Below are 22,643 nucleotides of genomic sequence, written 5' to 3' on the forward strand. Positions count from 1 at the left end.
CATGGCAGAAAACGAGTCAACGGCTCAGTCCAGCGCGACCTCCGCCGACCAGCCGAAAGATCTGAACGCTGGACGCATTACACGCGTCCAGGGTTCGGTGATTGATGCCGAATTCCCGGCGGGGCACCTGCCCGACATCTACAATGCCCTGAAAGTCAAGATCAGCAACGTGGGCAACACCGAAGGCGAGACCGTCAAGGAGATTACCCTTGAGGTCGAGCAGCAGATCGGCGATTCCACGGTGCGCGCGGTCGCATTGAAGCCTACCGATGGCCTCGTGCGCGGCGCGACGGTCACCGATACGGGCGGCCCCATTGAGGTGCCGGTCGGCGACGTGACCAAGGGACATGTGTTCGATGTCACGGGCAACATTCTGAACAAGAAGCCCGATGAGCATATCGAAATCAAGCAGCGTTGGTCCATCCACCGCAACCCGCCGGCCTTCGACCAGCTCGAAAGCCGCACCAAGATGTTCGAGACGGGCATCAAGGTCATCGATTTGCTGACCCCGTACGTCGAGGGCGGCAAGATCGGCCTCTTCGGCGGTGCAGGCGTCGGCAAGACCGTGCTGATTCAGGAGATGATTCAGCGCGTGGCACAGAACCACGGCGGCGTCTCCGTATTCGCCGGCGTCGGCGAGCGTACCCGCGAGGGCAACGATCTGATTGGTGAGATGGGCGATGCAGGCGTTTTGGAGAAGACCGCACTGGTCTTCGGCCAGATGGATGAGCCCCCGGGGACGCGTCTTCGCGTGCCGCTCACGGCGCTGACGATGGCTGAGTACTTCCGCGACGTCGAGAACCAGGATGTGTTGCTCTTCATCGACAACATCTTCCGCTTCACGCAGGCGGGTTCCGAGGTCTCCACGCTGCTCGGCCGTATGCCGTCCGCAGTGGGCTACCAGCCGAACCTGGCCGATGAGATGGGCTCCCTGCAGGAGCGCATCACCTCGACCCGTGGTCACTCGATTACCTCGCTGCAGGCCATCTACGTGCCCGCCGACGATTACACCGACCCGGCCCCGGCCACGACCTTCGCCCACTTGGATGCGACCACTGAGCTTTCTCGTGACATCGCCTCCCAGGGCATCTACCCGGCCGTCGACCCGCTCTCGTCCACTTCGCGAATCCTTGATCCGCGTTACGTGGGTCAGGAGCACTACGACACTGCGAACCGCGTCAAGGCGATTCTGCAGCGCAACAAGGAGCTTCAGGACATCATTGCCCTGATTGGTATCGACGAGCTCGGTGAGGAAGACAAGACTACCGTCAACCGCGCCCGCAAGATTCAGCAGTTCCTGGGCCAGAACTTCTATGTCGCGAAGAAATTCACCGGCTTGGAAGGTTCGTATGTGCCTGCCGACGAAACCGTCGAGGCCTTCAAGCGCATTTGCGATGGCCAATACGACGAACTGCCTGAGCAGGCGTTCAACGGCATCGGTGGTATCGATGACCTTGAGCACAAGTGGCACGACATGCAGAAGGAATATGCGTGATGGCCGGCTCCACGATGAAGGTGAATATCGTCGCTTCCGACCGTCCTCTTTGGACAGGCGTCGCGAAGTCCGTTTCCATCCCCGCGAGCGAGGGTGGCATGGGCCTTCTGCCTGACCATGAGCCGATTCTCACGGTGATCGACAAAGGCACGGTTTCAGCCATTGACGTTGACGGCAATCGTCACAGCTTCGAAGTGACCGACGGGTTCGCGTCCTTCGATTCCAACTCGCTGACCGTCGCCGTCGAAACCGGCGTGGACACCAAGAAGGATCCGACGGCAACCGGCGAGTAACGAGTAATAGCCCTGCCAAGTCCGTTGGCGACTTTCGTCAATAAGACGGAGACACTGATACATTCGGTGTCTCCGTCTTTTCTATATATATTTGCTGTCTAGTGATTGGCTCGTTCAGACGGTTACTGATTGTTGTCATATATTATTATGAGTCGGATTTTGGGGTTTCGCCCAGAGGCTCGGGTAAGGTAGCCAACGTGCGAATTATTGTTGCTGATTGCTCTGCCGTCTATTCTGGGAGGCTCAACGCCTCGTTGCCTATGGCCAAGCGAGTGCTCATGATCAAGGCCGACCAGAGCCTGCTGATTTTCTCCGAACTCGGTTCTTACAAGCCGCTCAACTGGATGGCCGCGCCCTGCACCATCAGGGAAGTTACGCCGGAACGTGACCCACAACGCGACGATGAGGCCGTATCGGAACATCATGAAGAAGAAACTGAAGCGACAGCGAACACGGATGGGGACATCGTTGCACAAAGTTCCGTGGACACGGATATCGACGAGAGTAGCGAACAGGTGCCCGAAAAGGTGTTCCGTGTGGCCGCGCAGAAATCGACCGACGTGCTTGAGGTGACGGTGCAGCACGTCTATTCCGATGAAACCTACGATTTGGGGGAAGATCCGGGACTGGTCAAGGACGGCGTCGAAGACCATCTCCAGTATTATCTTGCCCAGCAGATCGAGCGCATCGGCAAAGGTGCGAAGCTGGTACGCCGCGAATACCCGACACCCGTCGGCCCGGTCGATATCATGGCCATTGACGGCAACGGCCAGCATGTCGCCATCGAAATCAAGCGCCACGGCGGGATTGACGGCGTCGAACAGCTTACCCGCTACGTAAAACTGCTTAACAAAGACCCGTTGCTCGCCCCGGTCCGTGGCATGTTCGCTGCCCAGACCATCACCCCGCAGGCCAAAGTCCTGGCCACGGAGCGCGGCTTCGATTGCCTTATTCTCGACTACGAGGATATGAAGGGTACCGACGACGACAGCTTGCGTTTGTTCTGAAACAAACTAAAACAGAGACGTAAAGTAGATATAAAAAATTCCCGGACACCACACAATGCGGAATGTCCGGGAATTTTGTTGCCGTTATGTATCTATTGGATTCATCAGCCGACTTACTGCTGGGTCTGCATTTGGCCGTAATCGTAGAGGATGTCGACCACGAAGTAGAGCGTCGAATTGGCGGGAATCTTGGACTGTGCCTGATTGCCGTAGCCTAGGTCCGGCGGAATGACGAGCAATACCTGTGAACCGACAGTCTGCCCGGCCAGGCCCTTGGTCCAACCTTTGACGACCTGCTGCAACGAGAACTGCGCGGCTTTGCCGCGATCCCAAGAGGAATCGAACTTCGAGGGCTTGCCGTCCTTGTCCATCACCCAGCCGGTGTAATGCGCATCGATGGTATCGGTCTCGGCCACTTTCTGGCCCTTGCCTTTGATCAGCGGCTGGACGACGAGGTCATTGCCGGGCTTGTAGCCGTTGAAATCAATGGACGGCGCACCCTTTTCGTTGAGCGTCACCTTGGGCAGGTTCGCGGGAACGTCGGTAACCTTGTCGCCCTCGGCGCGGGTCATCGGTTTGGACTGGGAAACGATGGTGATCGCCATGATGTAAGAGGTGCTGGCTTTGTTGTGGTCGTTGACGCCGAAGGCCACGGTCGAGTTGATTTTCTGGTTCTTCAGCACGTTGTAATAGGTCTTGCCCGTGCCTTCCTCGTTCATCACCATCGAGCAGTCAGGCGTGTTCTTCTCCCAAGTGCTCATCATCTCGCTGCCGTCCTTGGCATTAAGTGCGACGCCCTGAACGCAGATATGATTATCTTTTTGAAGCGCGGCTCCGTTACCTTTTTGCAGCACGGCGTAGGAATTGTTGACCACGCTCATCGGGGTATGGAAGGTGATTTTCGGCTTTTTGCCGAGCTCTCCGGTGGCCTTGACTCCGGCCATTTGTGTGCCATTCGAGGTATCGGTGGCTTTGTTGTTATTGTCGTTGCCGGATCCGCAGGCGGCCATGCCGAAAGACAGAGCGATGGCGCAGGTCGCTGCGAGAATGCGGTCGAATTTTCGCGAGTGATTGTTGCTCATGGTTCACAACATTAGCCCTGAACCCTGATTTACCTTGTGTGCTATCGCTTTGTAAGGATTATGTCGGTTGCTTTCATCTGTGAACAAAAGAATCGGTGAAAGCCTTATCGCCGGATTTTCAAGGATTGATAACGATTCGTGTACACGGATTATTCCAATCGGGGCGCGGCAGGCAACGTTTTTCCCAGCTTTCTATCGGATAGGCCCTGTAGAATATAAGACAATATGACTTCAACACACGATAGACAGCATAAACACAACGCAAAGCCGACCAAACACGCGACTATCATGCGTGGCGTCGTCGCGCCGATTTTCGGGCTGCTCGCAGTGCTGTTCATCGTTTTGGGCGTGCTGAATCTGACCGTCTGGAAGCCGGCCCGCGAGGTGAGCGCCACCACTTCGGTTTCCGGTACACGTTATATTGTCACCGATTCCGGGATGCTGAACCTGCTTGGCAAATCCGTCAATATCAAAGTAATTACGCAAGGCAACTCAACAAAAGCCTCATCCAAATCTGATAAAGACGCAACACAGACCTGCGTGGCTTTAGGCAACGCCAAAGACGCTACTGGCTGGCTGGCAGGCCAAAATTACACCAGAGTGACCGGGCTGGAAAACTGGAAGAAGCTTTCCACCAAACTTGCGAACGGACCAAAGATCACCGCGACATCAGGAAGCGATGAGGTCGCGTTCAAGAACTCGGACATGTGGACGAGCGTAAAGTGCGGTGGTTCCGCGATTGCCTTCAATCTCAATGATGTGAAAAGCGATCAGGTGGTAATTATCGATACGGGGGCGCCGAGCAAAAAGTCGACGCAACCGAGCGTGAACATCACCATGCATTGGGTGCGCGATAAGGTTCCCAACCACGCGCTGCCGTTCTTCATCGCGGCCGGCGTGTGCGTGGCCTTTACGATATTGAGCGCCTCGTTCTTCGCAATTATGGCCAACGAATCGTTCAGGCGCAAGCGCGAAAAGCGCCGTAAGCTGCGCGAGAAGGCGAAGGCCGAAGAGGTCTCCATTTCCGAAGCCATGACGGGGAGCATCGCCGTGCTCAAGACGAGCCTGACGCACTCGAGTCATAACCATCGGCCGTCGCATAAGATTCAGCCCTCCGATTTGGCGGGTTCAGCTTCGGACTCGGCGATGGGCTTAGCTGAAGACGGTACGGATGCTTCTTCAAGTGACGGCTCTTTGCTGTCCGGTTCAGGCACAGAAGGCGTGCTTTCGAACGTGGATGGTTCCGCTCCCAGCATCATTGACCCGACTAGGCGCAATCTTGTGGCCGATATGCAGATGCAAAATAATACGGATAATACGAACGAAAACGTGGGGAACGAAACAGGCGTTGCCCAAAGTGACGAGCCTGAAAGCGGCACATTCTCTGAAACGTCGCAGCAGGATGGCGTTGATGCCGCTTCTGATGATGCATCTCAGAGGGATACTGCTTCTGTATTTTCCGATGATGCGTTTGGCTCCCATACGCAAATTGGCGGCGACCTTGACAAAAGCCAAAGCGGCAAAAATGAGACCGGGGGAACTGGAACCGGTGAAACCGACGCTGCCCAGTCACAAAACGCCGAGCCGGAAGGTTCTGGCCAAACCGCGTTTGCGATGGATGAAACTTCTGGGCATGGAACCGGAAATGTTGAAACTGCAAATACGGATGAAACCAATCACGGCATAAGCCGTTTCGCACGTCATCGTGGCAAGCCGGAGCAGGAATCCGTATCGGATGCCGCGACATCGGCGACTTCGTTCGGCCGGCATTCGCGGCATGCTGCCAGGCACGGCGGTGTGGGCAGTCTCAGTGATCACGACATTGCCGACAGTTTCAGCTATACCGGTGATTTCGGCAATCACAGCAATACCGATAGTCTCGGTAATACCGATAATCAAGGCAACAATGCCGCTTACGACAGCCACAGCAATGCCAATGAGCATGAAGAAGCTGCCGATTACAGCAATGCCAACGTGGCCGTCTCACTCGACCACTCGGAAGGCGGTGCGGAGTCTGGTGATACCCACCATACCGGCGCGCAAAATGGTGAGGCCCGCACGGCTTCAAGTGCCGATGAACTGATTGACAAATCCCACGAGCAGGCCGAAACCGATGTGATTTCGGAGGACGCGCTTCGTGAGTATTTTGCTCGTCTCTCTACTGAAACGTCAGGCGACGGTACGGCGGATGACGAGGCCGAGAGTGCCAAACCCGGCTTAGGAACAGCCAGCGGAACGTCGGATGCACAAGGGGACGGGAAAAACGCATGAGCTCGAAAAATTCGAAAAAACTGTTGAAAACAGTGACTGCTGCGGCGCTTGCTGTGGCCACTCTTGTCGGTGTCGCTGCATGCGGCGAGCAGACCCCGCAACCGCAGGGAACCGAATCATCCACCCAGACACCCGACATTACCGAAGCGCAGGAAAAGACAATTCGCAAGGATATTCTCGCCGCGCTTAACACTTCGGACAAGGCCAAGACCCCGGACGGTCTTTCCGCGCGGGTCACCGGTCCGGCGCTCGAGGTGCGTACCAGCGAACTGGCGATTGCGCAGGCCACCGGTGCAATGGATCCCAAGGCCATCATCCCCAAAGACATCGCGCAGACCATCATTCCAACCCAGTCCGGTTGGCCGCGTTCCGTGTTCTCCATCACCACCACCACGCAGGACCAGCAGTCCAAGCGACTTCTGGTGATGACCCAGGCCAGTCCGCGCAGCAATTACAAGCTGTGGGGTGTCGTCAGGCTTTTCCAAGGCGCAAAGCTGCCGGAGTTCGCCATCCCGTCGATCGGGGCCAGTATGGGCTCTCCTGACGATTCAGGGCTGCCGATTTCTCCGCAGCAGACCGTGGACGACTACGCGGATGTGTTGACGCACGGTACGCAGAGCAAGTTCGCTTCGAAATTCAGCAACGATTATTTCCGCGACGATCTCGCCAAGCTCTCCGCCACCGTCCAACAGGGTATGGAACGCAACCACGGCACGCAGACGCAGACCTTCACACCGGCCAAAGGCCGGATTTCGGTGATGCGCTCCACCGAGGGCGGCGATTTGGTGGTCGCACAGATTAATTCGGAATGGACGCGCAGTGCCGGCGAAGGGCGCGAATCGCAGCCGGCCAGCGACGCCGAACGTGCGCTGTTCGGGCAGGGTAAGGCTACGGCCACCATGAAAGTGACGTATGTCAACGTTCTGGCCTTCTACGTTCCACCTGCCAAGTCCGGCAAAAAGGTGGTCGCGGTAGGTGCCGAGCGCCAGCCCATCAAGGTCGAAGCGGTCTAAACTGTACGCCAATTAAGATCAAGTCGCTGTAGGTTCTTTAGGCTGTCTACGGATTGTCGAGATGTTGTAGGTTTTCTTGACTCTTGTTTGAGGTCCGCCGTCAGGTAAAGCGGTGTTCTGCGGTGGCGGGCGACAGGTAGATTAGACATTGTTATATACGTTTCGGCAGATAGTGAGTCTTGTGCTGCAATAGCGCAGAGACTTGAATGAGAAAGAAGGCACTTTTGGCAGCAGCGAATAATCCTCAGTCGAATCCGGGCATTTCATTGGCGGGTGCAGTCGATTTAAGTTCCATCAAGCATCAGGTACAGGCTGAGCCGGGCCAGGCCGGCGGCGCACCGAGCGCGGGCGGCTACGTCATCGACGTCACCGAGGCTACGTTCCAGGCGGTTCTGCAGACCTCCGCCACGTATCCGGTGGTGTTGCTGTTGTGGATTCCCACTGACGATCGTCTGTTTGCCATGGCCAAGAAGCTTGGTGATGCTATCAACGCGATGAAGGGGCAGCTGCAGCTTGCTCGCGTCGACATCAATGCGGAACCCGAAATCGCCCAGGCTTTCCAGATTAAGGGCGCTCCGGCGTTGTTTGCGCTTATCGGCGGACGGCCGATGCCGATTCTCGAGGGCCTGCCAAGCGACGAGGAATTGACGCAGATCACCGATACTTTGCTGCCGCAGATTGTGCAGCTGGCCCAGCAAGCCGGCGTCACCGGCACTGCACCGTATTCCGGCGATCCCGATGCCGACGCTGCTGCCGGCGAGGGCGGAGCCGACGCGGCCGAGCAGGTGCCGCCCGAACATCAGCAGGCCCATCAGCTTGCGGCCGACGGCGACTACGCCGGTGCCGCCGAGGCCTATGCTCAGGTACTCGAAGCGAATCCGAACGACACCTTGGCTGCCCGGGAGCGTTCCAAGGCTTTGCTGCTGGCCCGTTCAGGCAGTGCGGATGTGCGTGAGGTCCGCGCGGCTGCGGCCGAGCATCCCGACGACGTGGACGCGCAGCTCGCCGTCGCCGATATCGATATGATCGGTGGCCAGATCGAGGATGCATTCTCGCGCTTGCTTGATTACCTTGCCGCCGGCCACAAGGCCGACTTGGAGCCGGTTCGTAAGCGTCTGCTCGAGTACTTCGTCATCCCAGAGCCCGACGACCCGCGCCTCAAGGCCGCTCGTCGCCGCCTCTCGACGCTGATGTACTGAGATTCACCGTTTGCTTATAGTTTCCATACCGTAAGAGTGCACTTTTCTGGCATTGCTGTCAGAAAAGTGCATTTTGCTTTCCGTGGTATGCATGTTCCCGATGCTGTTGCTGTGAAGGTGCACTTTTCCGACGCTACTGTCTGAAAAGTGCGTTCTGGCTTGGGTAAAACGCACTTATCTGACGCCACTGTCGCAGAGGTGCATTTGCTCTAAAGTGCATGTTTGTGACGCTGCCATCAGAAGAGTGCAAGTAAGGTTCACTAGGATGCACATTTGTGGCGCGAGCGTAGGAAAAGTGCACTTTGGCTCAGCTAGGATGCACTTTTTCGCGGTCACGCCAGAATGATGCACCAGCAGTCGTCTATTCGTGTCGATTACGACCGTAGATCTGCTCGAAGTGTGGGCCCTGTTCGGCCAGCTCGTGGTCGAAGTCCTCGCTCCAGGTCGCAAACGGTTTTCCAGCGAGCCCGTCGTTGGAAAACCGTGCCTGATCGGTGATTTCGGTGATGCAGAAGTCAGGAATAATAAGGTTTGTCACCGGCCTCGAACGCTTGGCTTCAGCTACCACGAGCGGCGCGTTCGATCCGCCGAACACATCGATGTCCCAGCCGTCCTCACCGATCCATGCCGCGAAACGGTTCTTGATGATGACCTGGCCGCCGCGCTTGATGAGCTCGGCTGCGATATTGGCGTCGATTTCGCGCTCGGCCTCGTAGCGTGTGCCGCCCACGGACGGGCCTTTGATGGCGACGGATGCCTCGGTGAAGCTGTCCCGATATTGGTCGAGCACCGCCATCGCATCGGTGTCGGCGTTCATCCCGATGCGGACTTTCCGGCTGATGAGTCGCACGCGCAGCGCATAGTTGTCGGAATGAACGTAGTAACTCTGCACGATAAGCGTTGGCGCGCTGCCGTCATCGAGTTCTGCGGGCATGGTCCGGCAGAAGAACCGCCGGTCGAATTCGAAGTCGTTCATTTCAGGAGACATATTCCAAGTCTAGACGAGATGGCGGCATTGTGCACTTGTTTGTGCATATATGCGATTCGGAACGGCAGAAATTTGTGGAAATGAATATTCCCGAGTGTTTCGTGTGCATATGTATTCGTACGGCGGCGCAAAGTCATGCGGCATTGGTGTTGATACACAATTGTTTGGCTGTCTTGCAAGCAGGTCGTTAAAGCGTGTGACATGCTTGGCAAACCAATCAGCGATGCCGTCGAGGCCACGCCGTTGGTCGGCTGAGGTGCTATGCTTTAAACCGTTGTTTGGGTCCGTAGCTCAGCTGGATAGAGCGTTCGCCTCCGGAGCGAAAGGTCGCGGGTTCGAATCCCGTTGGGCCCACAAAGTCAGCAAAGTGTACGCTGTTGTATAATGATTTTTAGTCTTTTAAAATACCAGGATGGGCTTCAGCAATGAAATCAGGCAGTGTCAAAGATGTGCGGTCGGGAAATCGGATAGCCGCAATAAAGCGTTATTTTCAAAATGCTGATATTCTTGCAAGGCCACTTCAACTGATTCGGCGATTGCTGGTACTGGCGAGCGGTGTTTTTGGGCTGTTTTGCGCCGTCATGACGCTCGTTTTTGCTGTTGTCAGTCCGCTGAATATTTTGTCTAGAGTCATGCTCGTTCTTCTTGGTGTGATGTCGGTTTTTCTGCTGTGTTATGCCATATTTATGGCTATTTTCAGGGCTACCTTACCAATCAGCGCGCTTGTAAAGACGTTCGGCGTGCCAGCTATCTTGCTCGGTTTGCTCCTAGTGTTAGCGGCAACGATTTTCGACAGGTCCCATACTCAGAACCTACGGATCGTTGACAACGAGAATTTCAGCATAACGCTTGGCGTCCTTCCCGCAGTGTTTACATTGCTGGCCGTGGTCCTGTCCTTCAAGCTCCACAACGGATACTATCGCGCGAGTGCGGGGACACAGTGGGAACACGGAAACGAGCATCAGGCTAATAGCGTTATCGCTATGGAACACGGAAACGGGCGGCAGATTGATAACGCAAATGCTTTGAAGTCTAGGAACGGCGTTTCAGTTGGTTCGGTTTCTATTGGCGGTGTTGCAGCGCTGGATCGAAAGAACGGCGACGCGAGCGAATCCAACTCGCCAGAATTGCCGGATAAGGCCGATTCGCCGCAACTCGCTCAAATCGCAAATTCCCCAAATGCCAGAGTCTCCGTCGAGTCCGGCCAGTCCCATATCCTTTCCAAACTCAATGCCAAACGAGATTGGTTGGCCACCTTGCAAAGTGCAGCGAAAGTCAGAGGGTATCGCGTCTTGCTAGGTGACCAGTTTATTGATTGTCTTCCCGAGGGAGTTGATTCCTCGGCTGGTTCGGCTGATTCCGTTGGATCAACCAGTCCAACCGGCCCAACCAACCCGTCTGTTGAAAGCGCAACTGCCACCAAACGTCGGGATTCATATCGTCTGCTATACGAGGGTGGCAGGTATCGCATTGCTCGTTTGCGACCTGAGTCCGACAACTCAACGGGAGAACTTGCTAATTTTCTAAATCCGACGAGCGCCGTCTTTTATATGGTGCTGCTGATGGAAGATCCCCGGGCTTCAAGACCTGCTGCGATATCAAACCTTGCTGAGACTTATCGTGGCGAGGAATGGAAGGTGCCCGAACGGGTGGCGGATGTTATCTCGTCCGAATATTTCAGCTGCGGCAAAATACTGCCTGGGCGCGTGTGCGTGGGCAAAAGCGACGGGCTTTGGTATGTAGTGTATTGCGATTCCATATCCAATATCAAAAGCGGTTACTACCCGACCCAGCCTTGCAAGACCTATCCACAGGCCTTGCAGAGAATGGCGGATATGGCTTGGTCGTTGCAGCGTTCTGTTTCCTTGGCCAGAGAACTGGACATGTCCTATTCATACGATGCCGAACAATCCACGGCAATGTTCATTTCCGGGCAGTCGAGGCGTTCGGCTTACGACGGCCTGCCAACGCTCTATGTCCCGACTTTCAGGCTTGGCAAGAAGGTTGCGGCGATTGGCGGCGACAATGGTGCACTCGCTCATGGTGACTGGAGCGATATTTTCTATACAGACGAAAACTCGGAAGGGCTTTGCGGACAGAATGCGGGAGGCACGAAATACCGGCCCTCGCGCATGGTGGTTTTCGAGTTTGCTTTGCTCTGCTTCGGTACGGCGCTGTTCCTAGTTGGTTTCGCGCTGATATTCGCCATCGATGTGCGCGATGAAAGAGCAGGGGCGATTGCTGCGGTTTGTTTGGCGATTCAGGCCTTGCTGTTCGTCGTTTCCGGTATTTCGCTGATTGCATTGGTGCAACGGCTCAGTGAGGGCGGCTATCGTTTCTTGCGGATTTCGGCAACTACGTTGATGGTTGTTTCACTGCTCTTCTTGGTTCTTTTACTGGTTCAGCACAACCAATTCGCCCTTTGTGCGGTTTTTGGCTTAGCTATGGCGCCTATGGCGATTGGCTCCGTCTCTTCGATGGTCAAGAAGTCAGACAAACAAGCAAAGTCCTAAAGCTCGCCGAGCAGAAAAGTTTTCAATATACTTTCAACCGTCTGTCAATTATCGAAAAGTTTTAACTGTACTTTAAACTATCCGTTCTGCCGCCAAAAGTTTTCAGCACACTTTAAACTTTTCTGATTTTCATGGAAAGTTGTAAGTATAAGTGAAACTTTTCGTGTTATCTTTTTAGATTTTGGGATGAAAGATATTAGGATTTCCTAGTAAACGGCTCCCAACGAAATCTCTATTCCTTGGATTGGCACCTGCCATTTGGTTGAAGTTCTGTTGGTTCACTCGGCACGCTAGACTGTGGAACATGAATCCTGAAGCGTTAAGTGAACTTATTTCTGATATTGCACATGAGTTGGTTTCGGCGGGAGATGCCGGTGAACTGACCGTTGATCTGATTCCGGCGGTTGAAAAGCTGGCGGTTATGCGGCCGAAAGACCGTGCGCATGGCGACTGGTCGTCGAATGTGGCGATGCAGCTGGCGAAGAAGGCCGGGATGAAGCCGCGCAATCTGGCCGAGGCGTTTGCGGCGAAGCTGCGGGACGCGGATGGAATCGCTTCCGTTGAGGTGGCCGGGCCCGGATTCATTAACATCACGCTTGATTCCGCTTCGGCGGCGGCTGTGGTTTCGCAAATTCTTGAGCAGGGCATTGAGATGGAGCCGGTCGATAAAGGTGTCGAGGTTTGGAAGGGCAAGGACAGCGATACTGAAGCTGCTGGAACTGAGACTGAAGCGAAGACCGTCCATTCCACCAAGTTCGGTCTGAACGACCACTTGGGTGGCAAGACGCTCAACCTCGAATTCGTCTCAGCTAATCCGACCGGCCCGATTCACATCGGCGGCGTACGTTGGGCTGCGACCGGTGATTCCATGGCCCGCGTGCTCGAAGCCAACGGCGCCAAGGTGGTGCGTGAATACTACTTCAACGATCACGGTGAGCAGATTAACCGCTTTGCCAAGTCGCTCGTCGCCGCGGCTCACGGTGAGGAAACTCCGTCTGACGGTTACAAAGGGACCTATATCAACGAAATTGCCGACCGCGTGATCGCTGAAGCCAAGGTCGACGATATTGATGTGCTGAACCTGCCGCGCGTTGATGGCGGCAAAGACAAGGACGGCAACGACTTGGGCGAGGGGGATTCTGAGCAGCGCGAGGAGTTCCGCAAGCGCGCGGTGCCGATGATGTTCGCCGAAATCCAGCAGTCCATGAAGGATTTCCGCGTCAATTTCGACGTGTGGTTCCACGAGAACAGTTTGTATCAGGACGGTGCCGTGAAGGAAGCCATCGCCAAGCTGCGCGAGCAGGGTGACATCTACGAGAAGGACGGGGCCACTTGGTTCGCCTCCACCAAGCACGGCGACGACAAGGACCGCGTCATCATCAAGTCCAACGGCGAGTATGCCTACTTTGCCGCCGACATCGCCTACTACTATAACAAGCGTCACCGCGCGGGCAAACCTTCCGCGCCGGCCGACATTGCGATTTACATGCTCGGTGCTGACCACCATGGCTACATCGGCCGCATGATGGCGATGTGCGCCGCATTCGGCGACAAGCCCGGCGAGAACATGCAGATTCTTATCGGCCAGATGGTCAACGTGATGAAGGACGGCAAGGCCGTGCGCATGTCCAAGCGCGCTGGCAACGTCGTTACCATCGACGATCTGGTGGAGGCCGTTGGCGTGGATGCCGCGCGTTACTCGCTCGCCCGCACGGACTACAACACCAGCGTCGACATCGACCTCGACGTGCTTGCCTCGCACACCAACGAGAACCCTGTGTATTACGTGCAGTACGCGCATGCTCGCAGCTGCAATGTCGATCGCAATGCCGAAGCCGCCAAGATTGACGCGAATCTCGTCGATCTGTCGCTGCTCGACACCCCCGCCGACGGCGAAGTGCTCGGTGCGTTGGCCCAGTGGCCGTCCGTGGTTTCGGATGCCGGCGACCTGCGCGCCCCGCACAAGATCGCGCACTATCTTGAAACACTCGCCGGTACGTACCACAAGTGGTACAACCTTGAGCGTGTGGTGCCGATGGACCTTACGGACCTTGAAGCCCGTGAAAAGGATGCTGCGAAACTCGAGGCCGCACGTATCGCCAAGAATCCTGAACCGGCCCGTGCTGCAGCCCGTCTGCAGTTGAACGACGCCGTCCAGCGCGTCATCGCCTCCGGCCTTGCGATGCTCGGTGTCACCGCACCCGACAAGATGTGACGCTCAAATATATAGCAAATCGGTCACGTTTTCCATTGTGGAATAACGCGACCGATTTTTGTAGGTGTCGGATATCGTGAATGTGCGGAGAACAAAACAAAGGAGAGAACGATGGCCAACGAAGGCATCAAATTCACAGACGAAAAAAGTTTCACGCAGGGTCAGGTCGAGCGTCTCTTCCTTTCCGTCGACTGGGTTTCCGGGAAATATCCGGAACGTTTATACAAGGCTCTGATAGGTTCCTCCACGGTCTTTTCGGCGTGGGACGGCGACAGGCTTGTCGGTTTGGTTCGTGTGCTCGATGACACCTCGATGATGGCCTATATGCATTACGTATTGGTTGATCCCGAATATCAGGGGCAGGGCATCGCCGGCCACATGGTCGAGATGGTCAAGCAGCGTTACGCCGATTACTTCTACATCGAGGTCATGCCGGAGGAAAGCAAAAACGCGACGTTCTATCAAAAGCATGGCTTCAAAATCATGCCGGATGGCGTCGCCATGCAGATTTGCAATGGCTGAATGCCTGTTTGCCGAACCTGTACTATTTAGCGTTTTCTGCGTGCCGGTTTTTGTGTGACCACCATAAACGAATCCTCAAATTGAGATAATTCCGGCATTTTCATTGCATCTCGCTATCGTTATGTACAGCTTAAAAATACTGTGACAGACGAAAAAAAGAGGCGGATTATGGGCATCACTCCGATTTGGCCGGAAGCGACGGCGTTCAACAATGATGGCGAACTGACGTTCCACGGGCACAGCGCAGCCTCGTTGCTGGACGAGTTCGGTTCGCCGCTTTACCTGATTGATACCGACGAAGTGCGCGCCCGTGCGCAAAAATTCGTCGCTGCCGCCGCAAAAGCCTTTAATACCAACACCACCCACGTCAGTTTTGCGGGCAAGGCATTCCTTTCGAAGGAAGTCGTGCGCATCGTCACGCAGGCCGGCATGCACGTCGACACCTGTTCGATGGGGGAGATCAAGATTGCGCTCGCGGCCGGTGCTCCGGGTCGCAGACTCGTGCTGCACGGCAACAACAAATCTGACGAGGAGATTGAGCTGGCCATCAAAGAGGGCTTCTCAAAGATTGTCGTCGATTCGCCGGACGAACCCGCCCGTATCGCCGCCATCGCGCATCGCCTGGGCAAGCGAGCACGCGTGATGCTGCGCGTCACCTCCGGCATCCACGCCGGTGGTCACGAATATATTTCCACCGCGCACGAGGACCAGAAATTCGGTGTGCCACTGCTACCGGCCGGTGTCGGAGCGGAAATCCTTGATATTCTTGCCAAGCTCGGCAATGAGAAAAACAAGTCGAGCGCTGGAACTGCCGGTGATTCCGCTTCGTCGGCCTCAGCATCGGCGAATACTCCGTACAAGCCCAAGCTCGATTATTCCGTCAAATATCCCTACGATACCAGCCATGTCAAGGTCTCCGACGAAGACCGCGAACTTGCCGAAGCCATGAACGCCGTGGCGGACGGGCCGGCGCTCGCCGTGCTCAAAGACATTTACAAGCGTCAGGAAGACCTCGAACTGGTTGGCATCCATTCGCATATCGGCTCGCAGATCCACGACGCGAACGCCTTCATCGAGGCCGCGCGCCGCATGATGCTCCTGCGCAAGACCTTCTACGCCACCGATGCCTACACGATGCCGGAGGTCGACTTGGGCGGCGGCTATTCCGTGGCCTACACCGATGCCGAGGATTCCATGGACATCGACGCGGAACTCGGCCGTCTCGCACAAGCCGTCACCTCGATCAACAAGGCTCTCGGCATGCCGGCTCCAGTCATTTCCTTCGAGCCTGGCCGCTGGATCGTCGCCCCCGCAGGCGTCACGCTCTACCGCGTCGGCACCATCAAGCGCGTCGCGCTGCCGGAAGGCACGAAAGATGAAGCCGGCAATCCGATTGACGAACGCACCTACGTTTCGGTCGACGGCGGCATGAGCGACAACATCCGTCCGGCGCTCTACGACGCGGATTACACGGCCCTGCTCGCCAACCGCGATTGCGGCGGGGCGAAAGACGAAAACGGCAATCTCAAGGATTCCATGCTTGCCCGGGTGGTCGGCATGCACTGCGAATCCGGCGACATCCTCGTCCATGAGTGCCGCCTTCCCCGCGACCTCAAGCGTGGCGACATTCTCGCCGTCCCGGTCACCGGCGCCTACGGCCGCACGATGGCCAGCAACTACAACCAGGCGCTCATCCCCGCCGTGGTCGCCGTCAGCGACAAAGACGCCCATCTCATGCTGCGCCGCCAAACCATCGATGACCTCCTTTCCCTCGACGTGAGCTGAAAATATTCGTCTTGCGTCAGGTGTCGGATTCATTACCTAGGATTGGTGAGTCTACATAATTGGGATGCAATAAAAGCGGTTGAAACGGGAGAGCGGTATGGGTCAGGCGAGAGTTGTGGGTGCAAGTGGTTCGGTGCAGCGGCAAGCAGAAGACGACGGTAGTGAAGTCGAGGCCGGCGTTGTGCGCAAAGGCATTCACAACAGCGCGACTCCGATTCGCGTGGGCCTGCTGGGTGTCGGCACCGTCGGTTCTGAAGTCGCCAGAATCTTGACCGAGCAGAAAGAGGAACTCCAGCAGCGTATCGGTCAGCCGCTTGAGATTTCCGGTATCGCCTGCCGTGACCCCGAAAAGGTCACGTTCCCTTGGATTGACAAGTCCCTGCTCACCACCGATACCAAATACGTCGCCACGCACAGCGATATTCTGGTCGAATTGATGGGTGGCCTTGAGCCCGCGCGAAGCCTCGTTTTGAAGGCGCTCGACAGCGGCGCTTCCGTGGTCACCGCCAACAAGGCGTTGCTGGCGAAATATGGTCCGGAAATCTATCGCGCGGCTGAGGAAGACGGCGTCGATATCTACTTCGAAGCGGCCGTGGGTGGTGCGATTCCGCTGATTCGCCCGTTGCGTGAGTCGTTGGTCGGCGACAAAGTCACCAGCGTTATCGGCATCCTCAATGGCACCACCAATTATATTCTTGACGAAATGACCACCAAGGGCCTCGATTTTGACGTCGCTTTGAAGGACGCGCAGTCCAAAGGTTATGCCGAAGCCGATCCGACCGGTGACGTCGAAGGCGAGGACGCTGCGAACAAGGCCGCCATCGTTGCCTCGCTTGCGTTCCACACCCCGGTAAGTATCGACGATATCACTATGGAAGGTATTGCAAGTATTACTGCTGACGACATTGCGCTGGCGCAGGCCGAGCACAAGGTGATCAAGCTGCTTGCCGTCGTGGTCAATGGAGAGGACGGTGTTTCCGCGCGCGTCTACCCGGCGCTGATTCCCGATGATCATCCGCTTGCCAGCGTCCATAGCAGCTACAATGCGGCTTTCGTACACGCCCAAGCTGCTGGCGACCTGATGTTCTATGGCCGTGGCGCAGGTGGTGCTCCCACCGCTTCGGCCGTGATGGGCGACGTCGTAACCGTCGCTCGCCATATCGTGCAAGGCGGCACCGGCCCGCAGATCTCGATGTATCAGAAGCTGCCCAAGGCCCCGCTGAGTGTGTCTCGCGCCGCGTTTGCCGTGCGTTTCCGCGTCTGCGATCGCCCCGGCATCCTCGCCGCGATTTCCAAGACTTTTGCCGACCACAACGTCTCCATCAACGGCATCAACCAGGATTTGAAGCCCACTCCGCACGACCCCGGCTATTCCGGTGAGCTGCAGACCTTGCGCGTGGTGACCCACCTGTGCAACGAAAACACATTGCGTGAGACGGTCGATGATGTCTGCAAATTCGATTTCGTCATCGGAGAGCCTTCGATTTTGCGTGAGATGTAAGGTTCGGTTGCGTAAAGTCTGCGTTATTCTGTTGCTATCGTTTGGCAATAACAGGTAGGCGCGAGGCGAGGAGACGGTTATGGCAGAGATGACACCGAAAGTTCGGCAGGTCAAGGTGCGCGTGCCCGCCACGAGTGCGAATCTCGGTTCCGGTTTCGACACCGTCGGTCTGGCGCTGGATTATCACGACGAGCTTAAATTTACCCTCAATGAAAATGAGCTGGTTGATTATCAAAATAACCAGAGTAATCGGGGTGACCAGGACGACCAGGGTAACCAGAGCAATCACGGTAGTCGCGGCAACCAAAGTAATCCAAGCAGACAGGATAGCCGCCGCAACGCCGGCATTTTTTCAGACACCACCGCCAAAGTGATTATTCACGGCGAGGGCGAGGACACCTTGCCCCGCGACGAAACGCACCTTGTGGTTTCGGCATTCCGCCGCGCGTGCGAGGCGTTCGGTCTACGTCGTTTCGGCTTCACTCTGGAGGCTCAAAACAATATTCCGCAAGCTCGCGGCATGGGTTCGTCGGCCGAGGCCATCGTCGCCGGTATCGCCGCTGCAGCCGCTTTCGCCCAAGGCGACGCCGATTTTAACCGCGAGACGATTTTCCAAATGGCTGCCTCGATGGAAGGCCATCCCGACAATGTTGCCCCCGCGGTTTACGGCGGCCTTACGGTTTCGTGGAATTTCGAGACCGCGGAAGGCGTCGGTTCCGTAGGGATTCCCGGCGGCGAGCCATTACGTGCCGGTTTTCATACCGTCAACTATCCGGTTTCCCGCGCCATGACAGCTGCGGTCTTTGTTCCCGATTTCGAACTTTCCACGCAAAAGGCGCGTGAGGCCCTGCCCCAGAAGCTGCCATATAAGGATGCGGTATTCAACATCTCGCGCGTCGCGCTGCTCCCCGCCGCGATGAATCCGGCAAGTGTCGGTGAAACTCAATCCGAAAAAGCTGAGCCTGCGGAAGCCGCCAACCAAAATAATCCTGCATCAAGAGCGAACGCCCTGCTTTTCGCCGCCACGCAAGACAGACTTCACCAGCCTTATCGAAAAGGACTGATGCAACCTTCTTGGAAATTGATCGAAACGTTGCGTGCCAAGGGTTTCGCGGCTGCAGTCTCGGGAGCCGGCCCGTGCGTTTTGGTCCTTCACTACGGCGATGCCTCCGCGCAAATTGACGAAGTCGCCGCCGCCCAGCTCAACAGCGGTCACTGGCGCGTCCTCCATCTCCCCGTCAGTGCGCAAGGTGTTCAGGTTGAGCTCGAGTCTGAGGGATAAAAGCTCAGAGATTGAAAAATTCCATTAGGAAATCAACGTTTTGATTTTTAAGAGCCAAAGTGACTCATATATGACTATAATTAGGTCTATAGTTTATATAAATTTGTTATAAGGAGTCAAAATGGCACAAGCTGCACAGGATATCTCTCGCATTCAGATCAGGACAAGGAAAAGCCTTAAGGATCAGGCCACTGAGTTGTTTGACAAGCTTGGGCTCGACATGGGAACGGCAATCAACATGTTTCTGGCGCAATCTGTGCGCGACGGTGGCCTTCCCTTCCGCGCAAGTCTGACGCCGTTGGAACGGGATATCGCCGAAGCCGAACCTTTTGTTTCCGAGTCCGAGGCCACGGATTTCGCCTCTCGTATGGCGGGAAGGATGATGGATGAAACGCGGTGAAATCTGGACGGTGAGGGCCGACGGATGTGCCAGTAAACCTCGGCCGGTAGTGATTGTGCAAAGTGACAAGGAAACTGGTTTTCAGTCGGTTGTGACATGTCTGCTGACATCGTACGATTCTGACGAAATGCCGACTCGAGTGCGTATTGATCCGTCATCTCGCACTGGTCTCAACAAGGTGAGCTATGCCATGACCGATAAAATCGTCATGGTCAATCGCGAATTGCTGGGTAAAAAGATAGGTGTCGTCGGCAGCCAGGACATGAAAGATATAGATATTGCTTTGGCTAAGGTTTTGGGCTTGGCTTTGCGTTAAATATAGTGACATGATTCGTTGGGCTTTTGCCAAGCTCATCTGTGCTCATTCATTATTTTAATTTCTTGTTTTATATGATTGGCCCTGACATCCGGCGCAAAATTTGGGTAGGGTAGCAGTAGTTACGTTCTATGCCGGTTACTGCCGGCGAAATGTTTGGAGTGTTATGTCGATTCCGCTGATTCTCGCTTCGCAGTCGCCTTCGCGTCGCAACGTGCTCAATGCCGCCGGCATCAGCCCGACCATCCACGTCTCGCACGTCGATGAGCCGGCCGCTGTTGCCGCCGAGGCTAAGTCGCGTGGGGTTGTGGTTGAAGATTTGAGCTGCGAGCAGCGCGTGATGATTCTTGCGCAGGCCAAGGCGCAGAGTGTCTATCAGGCATATCGACACGTTGCGCAAGCCGCTCGCGACGCCAGCGGTGAGCAGGTGACCGCCTATCCGCTTGAGGCCGAGGATCAGAACGATGGAGCCAAGGTCAAGCCGAATACAGCAAAACCCGCAAACGGCGACATGACGACACTGACTCGTGATTTTTCCGGCGTCTCCGTGCCGGTCGAAGCCGAGCCGATGAATGAGGCTTTGGCCGAGCACCCGGGATTTGCCGATACCAAAGTCGGCCCGCTGATCATCGGCTGCGATTCCATGTTCCTTTTCGACGGTGTCGCGCTGGGCAAGCCGCATACTCCGGAAGTCGCTCGTGAGCGTCTGAGCGCGATGCGTGGCAAGTCGGGGGAGCTGTGGACCGGCCATTGCCTGATTGATTTCGCAACAGGTCGGCAAGAACTTGCTTCGAGCCATGCCGCGGTGCGTTTCGGTGATTATTCCGATCGTGACATCGAGGCCTATATCGCATCCGGTGAGCCGCTGGAAGTGGCCGGTTGCTTCACGTTGGAAGGTCTCGGTGGAGCCTTCATCGACGGCGTCGACGGCGACCCTAGCGGTGTACTCGGCTTGAGTTTGCCGCTGTTGCGCCGCATGGTCGAAAAGATGGGCGTTGCGTGGACGGATTTGTGGAACGCCGGTCTGGGCAAAGTTGCCGCAGCAAAACTACAAATGCAGGCCGAGTCGCGAACTGCGAACAACGCTGAAACGAATGATAGTTTCGATTCGGTATCGGTCAATGCTGGAAATATTGGAGTTCATGAAAAAGCATTGTCGGATATGGGCGTATCTCAAGTAGATACTGTCAAAAGCAAGTCCAGTATGAAGGCGAAAGCCGTCGTTGCTGCCGCCAAAGCAGCTGAGGCTAGGGCACAAGCCGTGTCAATCGTCCCGCCGAAAGACAACGTCCACCAACCCGGTGATGGTTGGGTGCAGTGTGCCTGTGGCCGTCGCCATTGGGGATTGAACGGTGCCGCCGGTGTCCTGCTCGCCCGTCGCAGCAAGGAAACCGGTGAAGTGACCGATGTCGTCATGCAGCATCGCGCGATGTGGAGTGCGGAAGGTGGCACTTGGGGCATTCCCGGCGGTGCGCTGGCAGACGGTGAGAGCCCGATCGAGGGCGCGTTGCGCGAAAGCTATGAGGAAGCCAATATCACCCCGGAGGATATCGAGGTTGTCGGTACCCATCGCGAGGAGCACGGACCTTGGGCCTATACCACGGTTTTCGCCTTCGAGAAGCCGGGCCATGAGGTCAATCCGCATCCCAACGACGACGAAAGTATGGAAATCGCTTGGATTCCGATCAGCGAGGTCCCCAAGCGCAAGCTCCTGACCGCGATGAACGCCGACTGGCCGCATTTCGTCGAACGCCTCAACATTCTGGCCGACGATTATCGCAATCGGTAATAGTTCGTTTCCTAACGGTTTCAGCTCAACAGCGCCGCGATAATGGCAATCACAATCGGGCTGGAAACCGTGGAAATCAGCACGCCGTCGCGGGCGAAGGTCATGCCGACGTTGTAGCGGGCCGCGTAATTGTAGACATTCTGGCCGGCGGGCAACGCCGCGAGCACGACACAGGCGTAGAGTACCTTTCCGCGGAAGCCCATGATGAAGAAAGCGATCAAAAAGGCGATGAACGGCATGACGATGTTCTTCAGAATCGTCACCCCGATGACAGCGGAACGCGAGCTCTTGTTCTGCATCGGCCGCGTGCCGTGCAGTGACATGCCAAACGCCATCAGAATCATCGGCACCGCCGCCTGCCCGATCATATTGACCGGGTCATAAATGAACTTCGGAATCGGATAGAAACCAATCCAGGCGGTTATGGCTGATACGAGAATCCCGCCAAGCGAGCCAATGAGAAGCGGCTGGTGCAACGGTTGCATCAACGCTTTTTTCAGTGACATCTTACCGGTGGTCGTATAGTCAAGAACCGTCAGCGCGATAGGCGTGAAAATTGCTTGCTGCATCACCAGAATCGGCGCAACCAGCGCAGGATTTCCGAGAATATAGGTGGCGATAGGCAGGCCGATATTGTTGGAATTCAGATACAGCGAATTAAGCGCTCCCACCGTCGCATCCGCGGGCCCCATATGGTAGAAGAACTTATTGAGAATCAGGAAAAGCACGCCAACGGCCAGCGCGGAGAAGAACGCGACAATGATCGAAGGGTGAAAAATCTCCAGGATTGGCTCTTTGGAGAGGATGGCAAACATCAAAAACGGGTTGGTGACGAAGAACGCGTATCGGTTCAGGACCATCTGAGCGGTCGGCCCGCCGATGTTGAAACGTGCTGCCACGTAGCCGGTGCCGATGATGATGGCGATGACCACAAATCCTTGCATCGCGCTCAGCAAACCCATAAATCTCTCC

General features: G+C 56.1%; 17 protein-coding genes, 1 tRNA gene and 2 pseudogenes. 17 read left to right on the forward strand and 3 right to left on the reverse strand.

What is annotated here, in order from left to right:
- Nucleotide 1 precedes the first annotated feature (1 nt).
- The 3 genes from atpD (at nt 2) to nucS (ending at nt 2,795) form a co-directional block, all read left to right on the forward strand.
- On the forward strand, nt 2–1,495 hold the full coding sequence (gene atpD, locus OZX72_RS01500) for a F0F1 ATP synthase subunit beta (RefSeq protein WP_277158697.1): 1,494 nt from the start codon (nt 2–4) through the stop codon (nt 1,493–1,495).
- Nucleotides 1,495–1,788 carry a F0F1 ATP synthase subunit epsilon gene (locus OZX72_RS01505; RefSeq protein ID WP_277158698.1) on the forward strand — a complete coding sequence of 98 codons (294 nt, stop codon included), beginning with the start codon at nt 1,495–1,497 and terminating at the stop codon, nt 1,786–1,788. The genes atpD and OZX72_RS01505 overlap by 1 nt, the downstream gene beginning before the upstream one ends.
- Before the next feature lie 197 nt (nt 1,789–1,985).
- On the forward strand, nt 1,986–2,795 hold the full coding sequence (nucS, locus tag OZX72_RS01510; protein WP_277158699.1) for an endonuclease NucS: 810 nt from the start codon (nt 1,986–1,988) through the stop codon (nt 2,793–2,795).
- Nucleotides 2,796–2,908: 113 nt separating this feature from the next.
- Here the strand turns inward: nucS and OZX72_RS01515 are convergent, their stop codons facing one another.
- On the reverse strand, nt 2,909–3,877 hold the full coding sequence (locus OZX72_RS01515; protein WP_277158700.1) for an FKBP-type peptidyl-prolyl cis-trans isomerase: 969 nt from the start codon (nt 3,875–3,877) through the stop codon (nt 2,909–2,911).
- Nucleotides 3,878–4,102: 225 nt separating this feature from the next.
- On the opposite strand from OZX72_RS01515, the gene OZX72_RS01520 reads away from it, so the two are divergent.
- The 3 genes from OZX72_RS01520 to OZX72_RS01530 all read left to right on the forward strand — a co-directional run bounded on the left by OZX72_RS01520 (nt 4,103) and on the right by OZX72_RS01530 (nt 8,360).
- On the forward strand, nt 4,103–6,148 hold the full coding sequence (locus OZX72_RS01520; protein WP_277158701.1) for a hypothetical protein: 2,046 nt from the start codon (nt 4,103–4,105) through the stop codon (nt 6,146–6,148).
- Nucleotides 6,145–7,161 (forward strand): hypothetical protein, encoded by a 1,017-nt coding sequence (locus tag OZX72_RS01525; protein ID WP_277158702.1) that lies wholly within the window; start codon nt 6,145–6,147, stop codon nt 7,159–7,161. Before OZX72_RS01520 ends, OZX72_RS01525 begins: the two co-directional genes overlap by 4 nt.
- A gap of 224 nt (nt 7,162–7,385) precedes the next feature.
- Nucleotides 7,386–8,360: a tetratricopeptide repeat protein gene (locus OZX72_RS01530; protein WP_277158703.1), complete on the forward strand. Its 975-nt coding sequence runs from the start codon at nt 7,386–7,388 to the stop codon at nt 8,358–8,360.
- A gap of 361 nt (nt 8,361–8,721) precedes the next feature.
- On the opposite strand, the gene OZX72_RS01535 is transcribed toward OZX72_RS01530, so the two are convergent.
- Nucleotides 8,722–9,348, reverse strand: a complete 627-nt coding sequence (locus OZX72_RS01535; protein ID WP_277158704.1) for a hypothetical protein — start codon at nt 9,346–9,348, stop codon at nt 8,722–8,724.
- A 280-nt stretch (nt 9,349–9,628) separates the two neighbouring features.
- On the opposite strand from OZX72_RS01535, the gene OZX72_RS01540 reads away from it, so the two are divergent.
- The 11 genes and pseudogenes from OZX72_RS01540 (at nt 9,629) to OZX72_RS01585 (ending at nt 21,671) form a co-directional block, all read left to right on the forward strand.
- A tRNA-Arg gene (locus OZX72_RS01540) sits at nt 9,629–9,702 on the forward strand.
- Between the two features lie 71 nt (nt 9,703–9,773).
- Nucleotides 9,774–11,861 carry a hypothetical protein gene (locus OZX72_RS01545; RefSeq protein WP_277158705.1) on the forward strand — a complete coding sequence of 696 codons (2,088 nt, stop codon included), beginning with the start codon at nt 9,774–9,776 and terminating at the stop codon, nt 11,859–11,861.
- A gap of 304 nt (nt 11,862–12,165) precedes the next feature.
- Entirely contained in the window at nt 12,166–14,076 is a 1,911-nt protein-coding gene (gene argS / locus OZX72_RS01550; protein WP_277158706.1) for an arginine--tRNA ligase, read from the forward strand.
- 111 nt (nt 14,077–14,187) lie between these two features.
- Nucleotides 14,188–14,598 (forward strand): GNAT family N-acetyltransferase, encoded by a 411-nt coding sequence (locus tag OZX72_RS01555; protein ID WP_277158707.1) that lies wholly within the window; start codon nt 14,188–14,190, stop codon nt 14,596–14,598.
- Nucleotides 14,599–14,766: 168 nt separating this feature from the next.
- Nucleotides 14,767–16,383: a diaminopimelate decarboxylase gene (locus tag OZX72_RS01560; RefSeq protein WP_277159325.1), complete on the forward strand. Its 1,617-nt coding sequence runs from the start codon at nt 14,767–14,769 to the stop codon at nt 16,381–16,383.
- 97 nt (nt 16,384–16,480) lie between these two features.
- Nucleotides 16,481–17,884, forward strand: coding sequence for a homoserine dehydrogenase (locus OZX72_RS01565; protein WP_277158708.1), 1,404 nt, complete (start codon nt 16,481–16,483; stop codon nt 17,882–17,884).
- 88 nt (nt 17,885–17,972) lie between these two features.
- Nucleotides 17,973–18,095: pseudogene (locus tag OZX72_RS09470) on the forward strand (homoserine kinase); the annotation flags it as partial.
- A gap of 153 nt (nt 18,096–18,248) precedes the next feature.
- Nucleotides 18,249–19,166 (forward strand): annotated as a pseudogene (locus tag OZX72_RS01570) (homoserine kinase); the annotation flags it as partial.
- Between the two features lie 121 nt (nt 19,167–19,287).
- Nucleotides 19,288–19,566, forward strand: a complete 279-nt coding sequence (locus OZX72_RS01575; protein WP_277158709.1) for a type II toxin-antitoxin system RelB/DinJ family antitoxin — start codon at nt 19,288–19,290, stop codon at nt 19,564–19,566.
- Nucleotides 19,553–19,882, forward strand: a complete 330-nt coding sequence (locus tag OZX72_RS01580) for a type II toxin-antitoxin system PemK/MazF family toxin (RefSeq protein WP_277158710.1) — start codon at nt 19,553–19,555, stop codon at nt 19,880–19,882. Before OZX72_RS01575 ends, OZX72_RS01580 begins: the two co-directional genes overlap by 14 nt.
- Nucleotides 19,883–20,048: 166 nt before the next feature.
- Nucleotides 20,049–21,671: a Maf family protein gene (locus OZX72_RS01585; RefSeq protein ID WP_277158711.1), complete on the forward strand. Its 1,623-nt coding sequence runs from the start codon at nt 20,049–20,051 to the stop codon at nt 21,669–21,671.
- 20 nt (nt 21,672–21,691) lie between these two features.
- Here OZX72_RS01585 and OZX72_RS01590 read toward each other — a convergent pair whose 3' ends face one another.
- Nucleotides 21,692–22,633: an AEC family transporter gene (locus tag OZX72_RS01590; protein ID WP_277158712.1), complete on the reverse strand. Its 942-nt coding sequence runs from the start codon at nt 22,631–22,633 to the stop codon at nt 21,692–21,694.
- Nucleotides 22,634–22,643 lie beyond the last annotated feature (10 nt).

Origin of the sequence: Bifidobacterium sp. ESL0769 (assembly GCF_029395495.1) — a bacterium.
Taxonomy (GTDB): Bacteria; Actinomycetota; Actinomycetes; order Actinomycetales; family Bifidobacteriaceae; genus Bifidobacterium.

What these genes read in the sequence shown, in the direction of transcription:
- argS (WP_277158706.1), top strand. Translation starts at nt 12,166, where the DNA reads ATGAATCCTGAAGCGTTAAGTGAACTTATTTCTGATATTGCACATGAG.
- OZX72_RS01525 (WP_277158702.1), top strand. Translation starts at nt 6,145, where the DNA reads ATGAGCTCGAAAAATTCGAAAAAACTGTTGAAAACAGTGACTGCTGCG.
- OZX72_RS01545 (WP_277158705.1), top strand. Translation starts at nt 9,774, where the DNA reads ATGAAATCAGGCAGTGTCAAAGATGTGCGGTCGGGAAATCGGATAGCC.
- OZX72_RS01565 (WP_277158708.1), top strand. Translation starts at nt 16,481, where the DNA reads ATGGGTCAGGCGAGAGTTGTGGGTGCAAGTGGTTCGGTGCAGCGGCAA.
- OZX72_RS01575 (WP_277158709.1), top strand. Translation starts at nt 19,288, where the DNA reads ATGGCACAAGCTGCACAGGATATCTCTCGCATTCAGATCAGGACAAGG.
- OZX72_RS01505 (WP_277158698.1), top strand. Translation starts at nt 1,495, where the DNA reads ATGGCCGGCTCCACGATGAAGGTGAATATCGTCGCTTCCGACCGTCCT.
- OZX72_RS01555 (WP_277158707.1), top strand. Translation starts at nt 14,188, where the DNA reads ATGGCCAACGAAGGCATCAAATTCACAGACGAAAAAAGTTTCACGCAG.
- OZX72_RS01515 (WP_277158700.1), bottom strand. Translation starts at nt 3,877, where the DNA reads ATGAGCAACAATCACTCGCGAAAATTCGACCGCATTCTCGCAGCGACC.
- OZX72_RS01590 (WP_277158712.1), bottom strand. Translation starts at nt 22,633, where the DNA reads ATGGGTTTGCTGAGCGCGATGCAAGGATTTGTGGTCATCGCCATCATC.
- OZX72_RS01580 (WP_277158710.1), top strand. Translation starts at nt 19,553, where the DNA reads ATGAAACGCGGTGAAATCTGGACGGTGAGGGCCGACGGATGTGCCAGT.
- OZX72_RS01520 (WP_277158701.1), top strand. Translation starts at nt 4,103, where the DNA reads ATGACTTCAACACACGATAGACAGCATAAACACAACGCAAAGCCGACC.
- OZX72_RS01535 (WP_277158704.1), bottom strand. Translation starts at nt 9,348, where the DNA reads ATGTCTCCTGAAATGAACGACTTCGAATTCGACCGGCGGTTCTTCTGC.
- atpD (WP_277158697.1), top strand. Translation starts at nt 2, where the DNA reads ATGGCAGAAAACGAGTCAACGGCTCAGTCCAGCGCGACCTCCGCCGAC.
- OZX72_RS01585 (WP_277158711.1), top strand. Translation starts at nt 20,049, where the DNA reads ATGTCGATTCCGCTGATTCTCGCTTCGCAGTCGCCTTCGCGTCGCAAC.
- OZX72_RS01560 (WP_277159325.1), top strand. Translation starts at nt 14,767, where the DNA reads ATGGGCATCACTCCGATTTGGCCGGAAGCGACGGCGTTCAACAATGAT.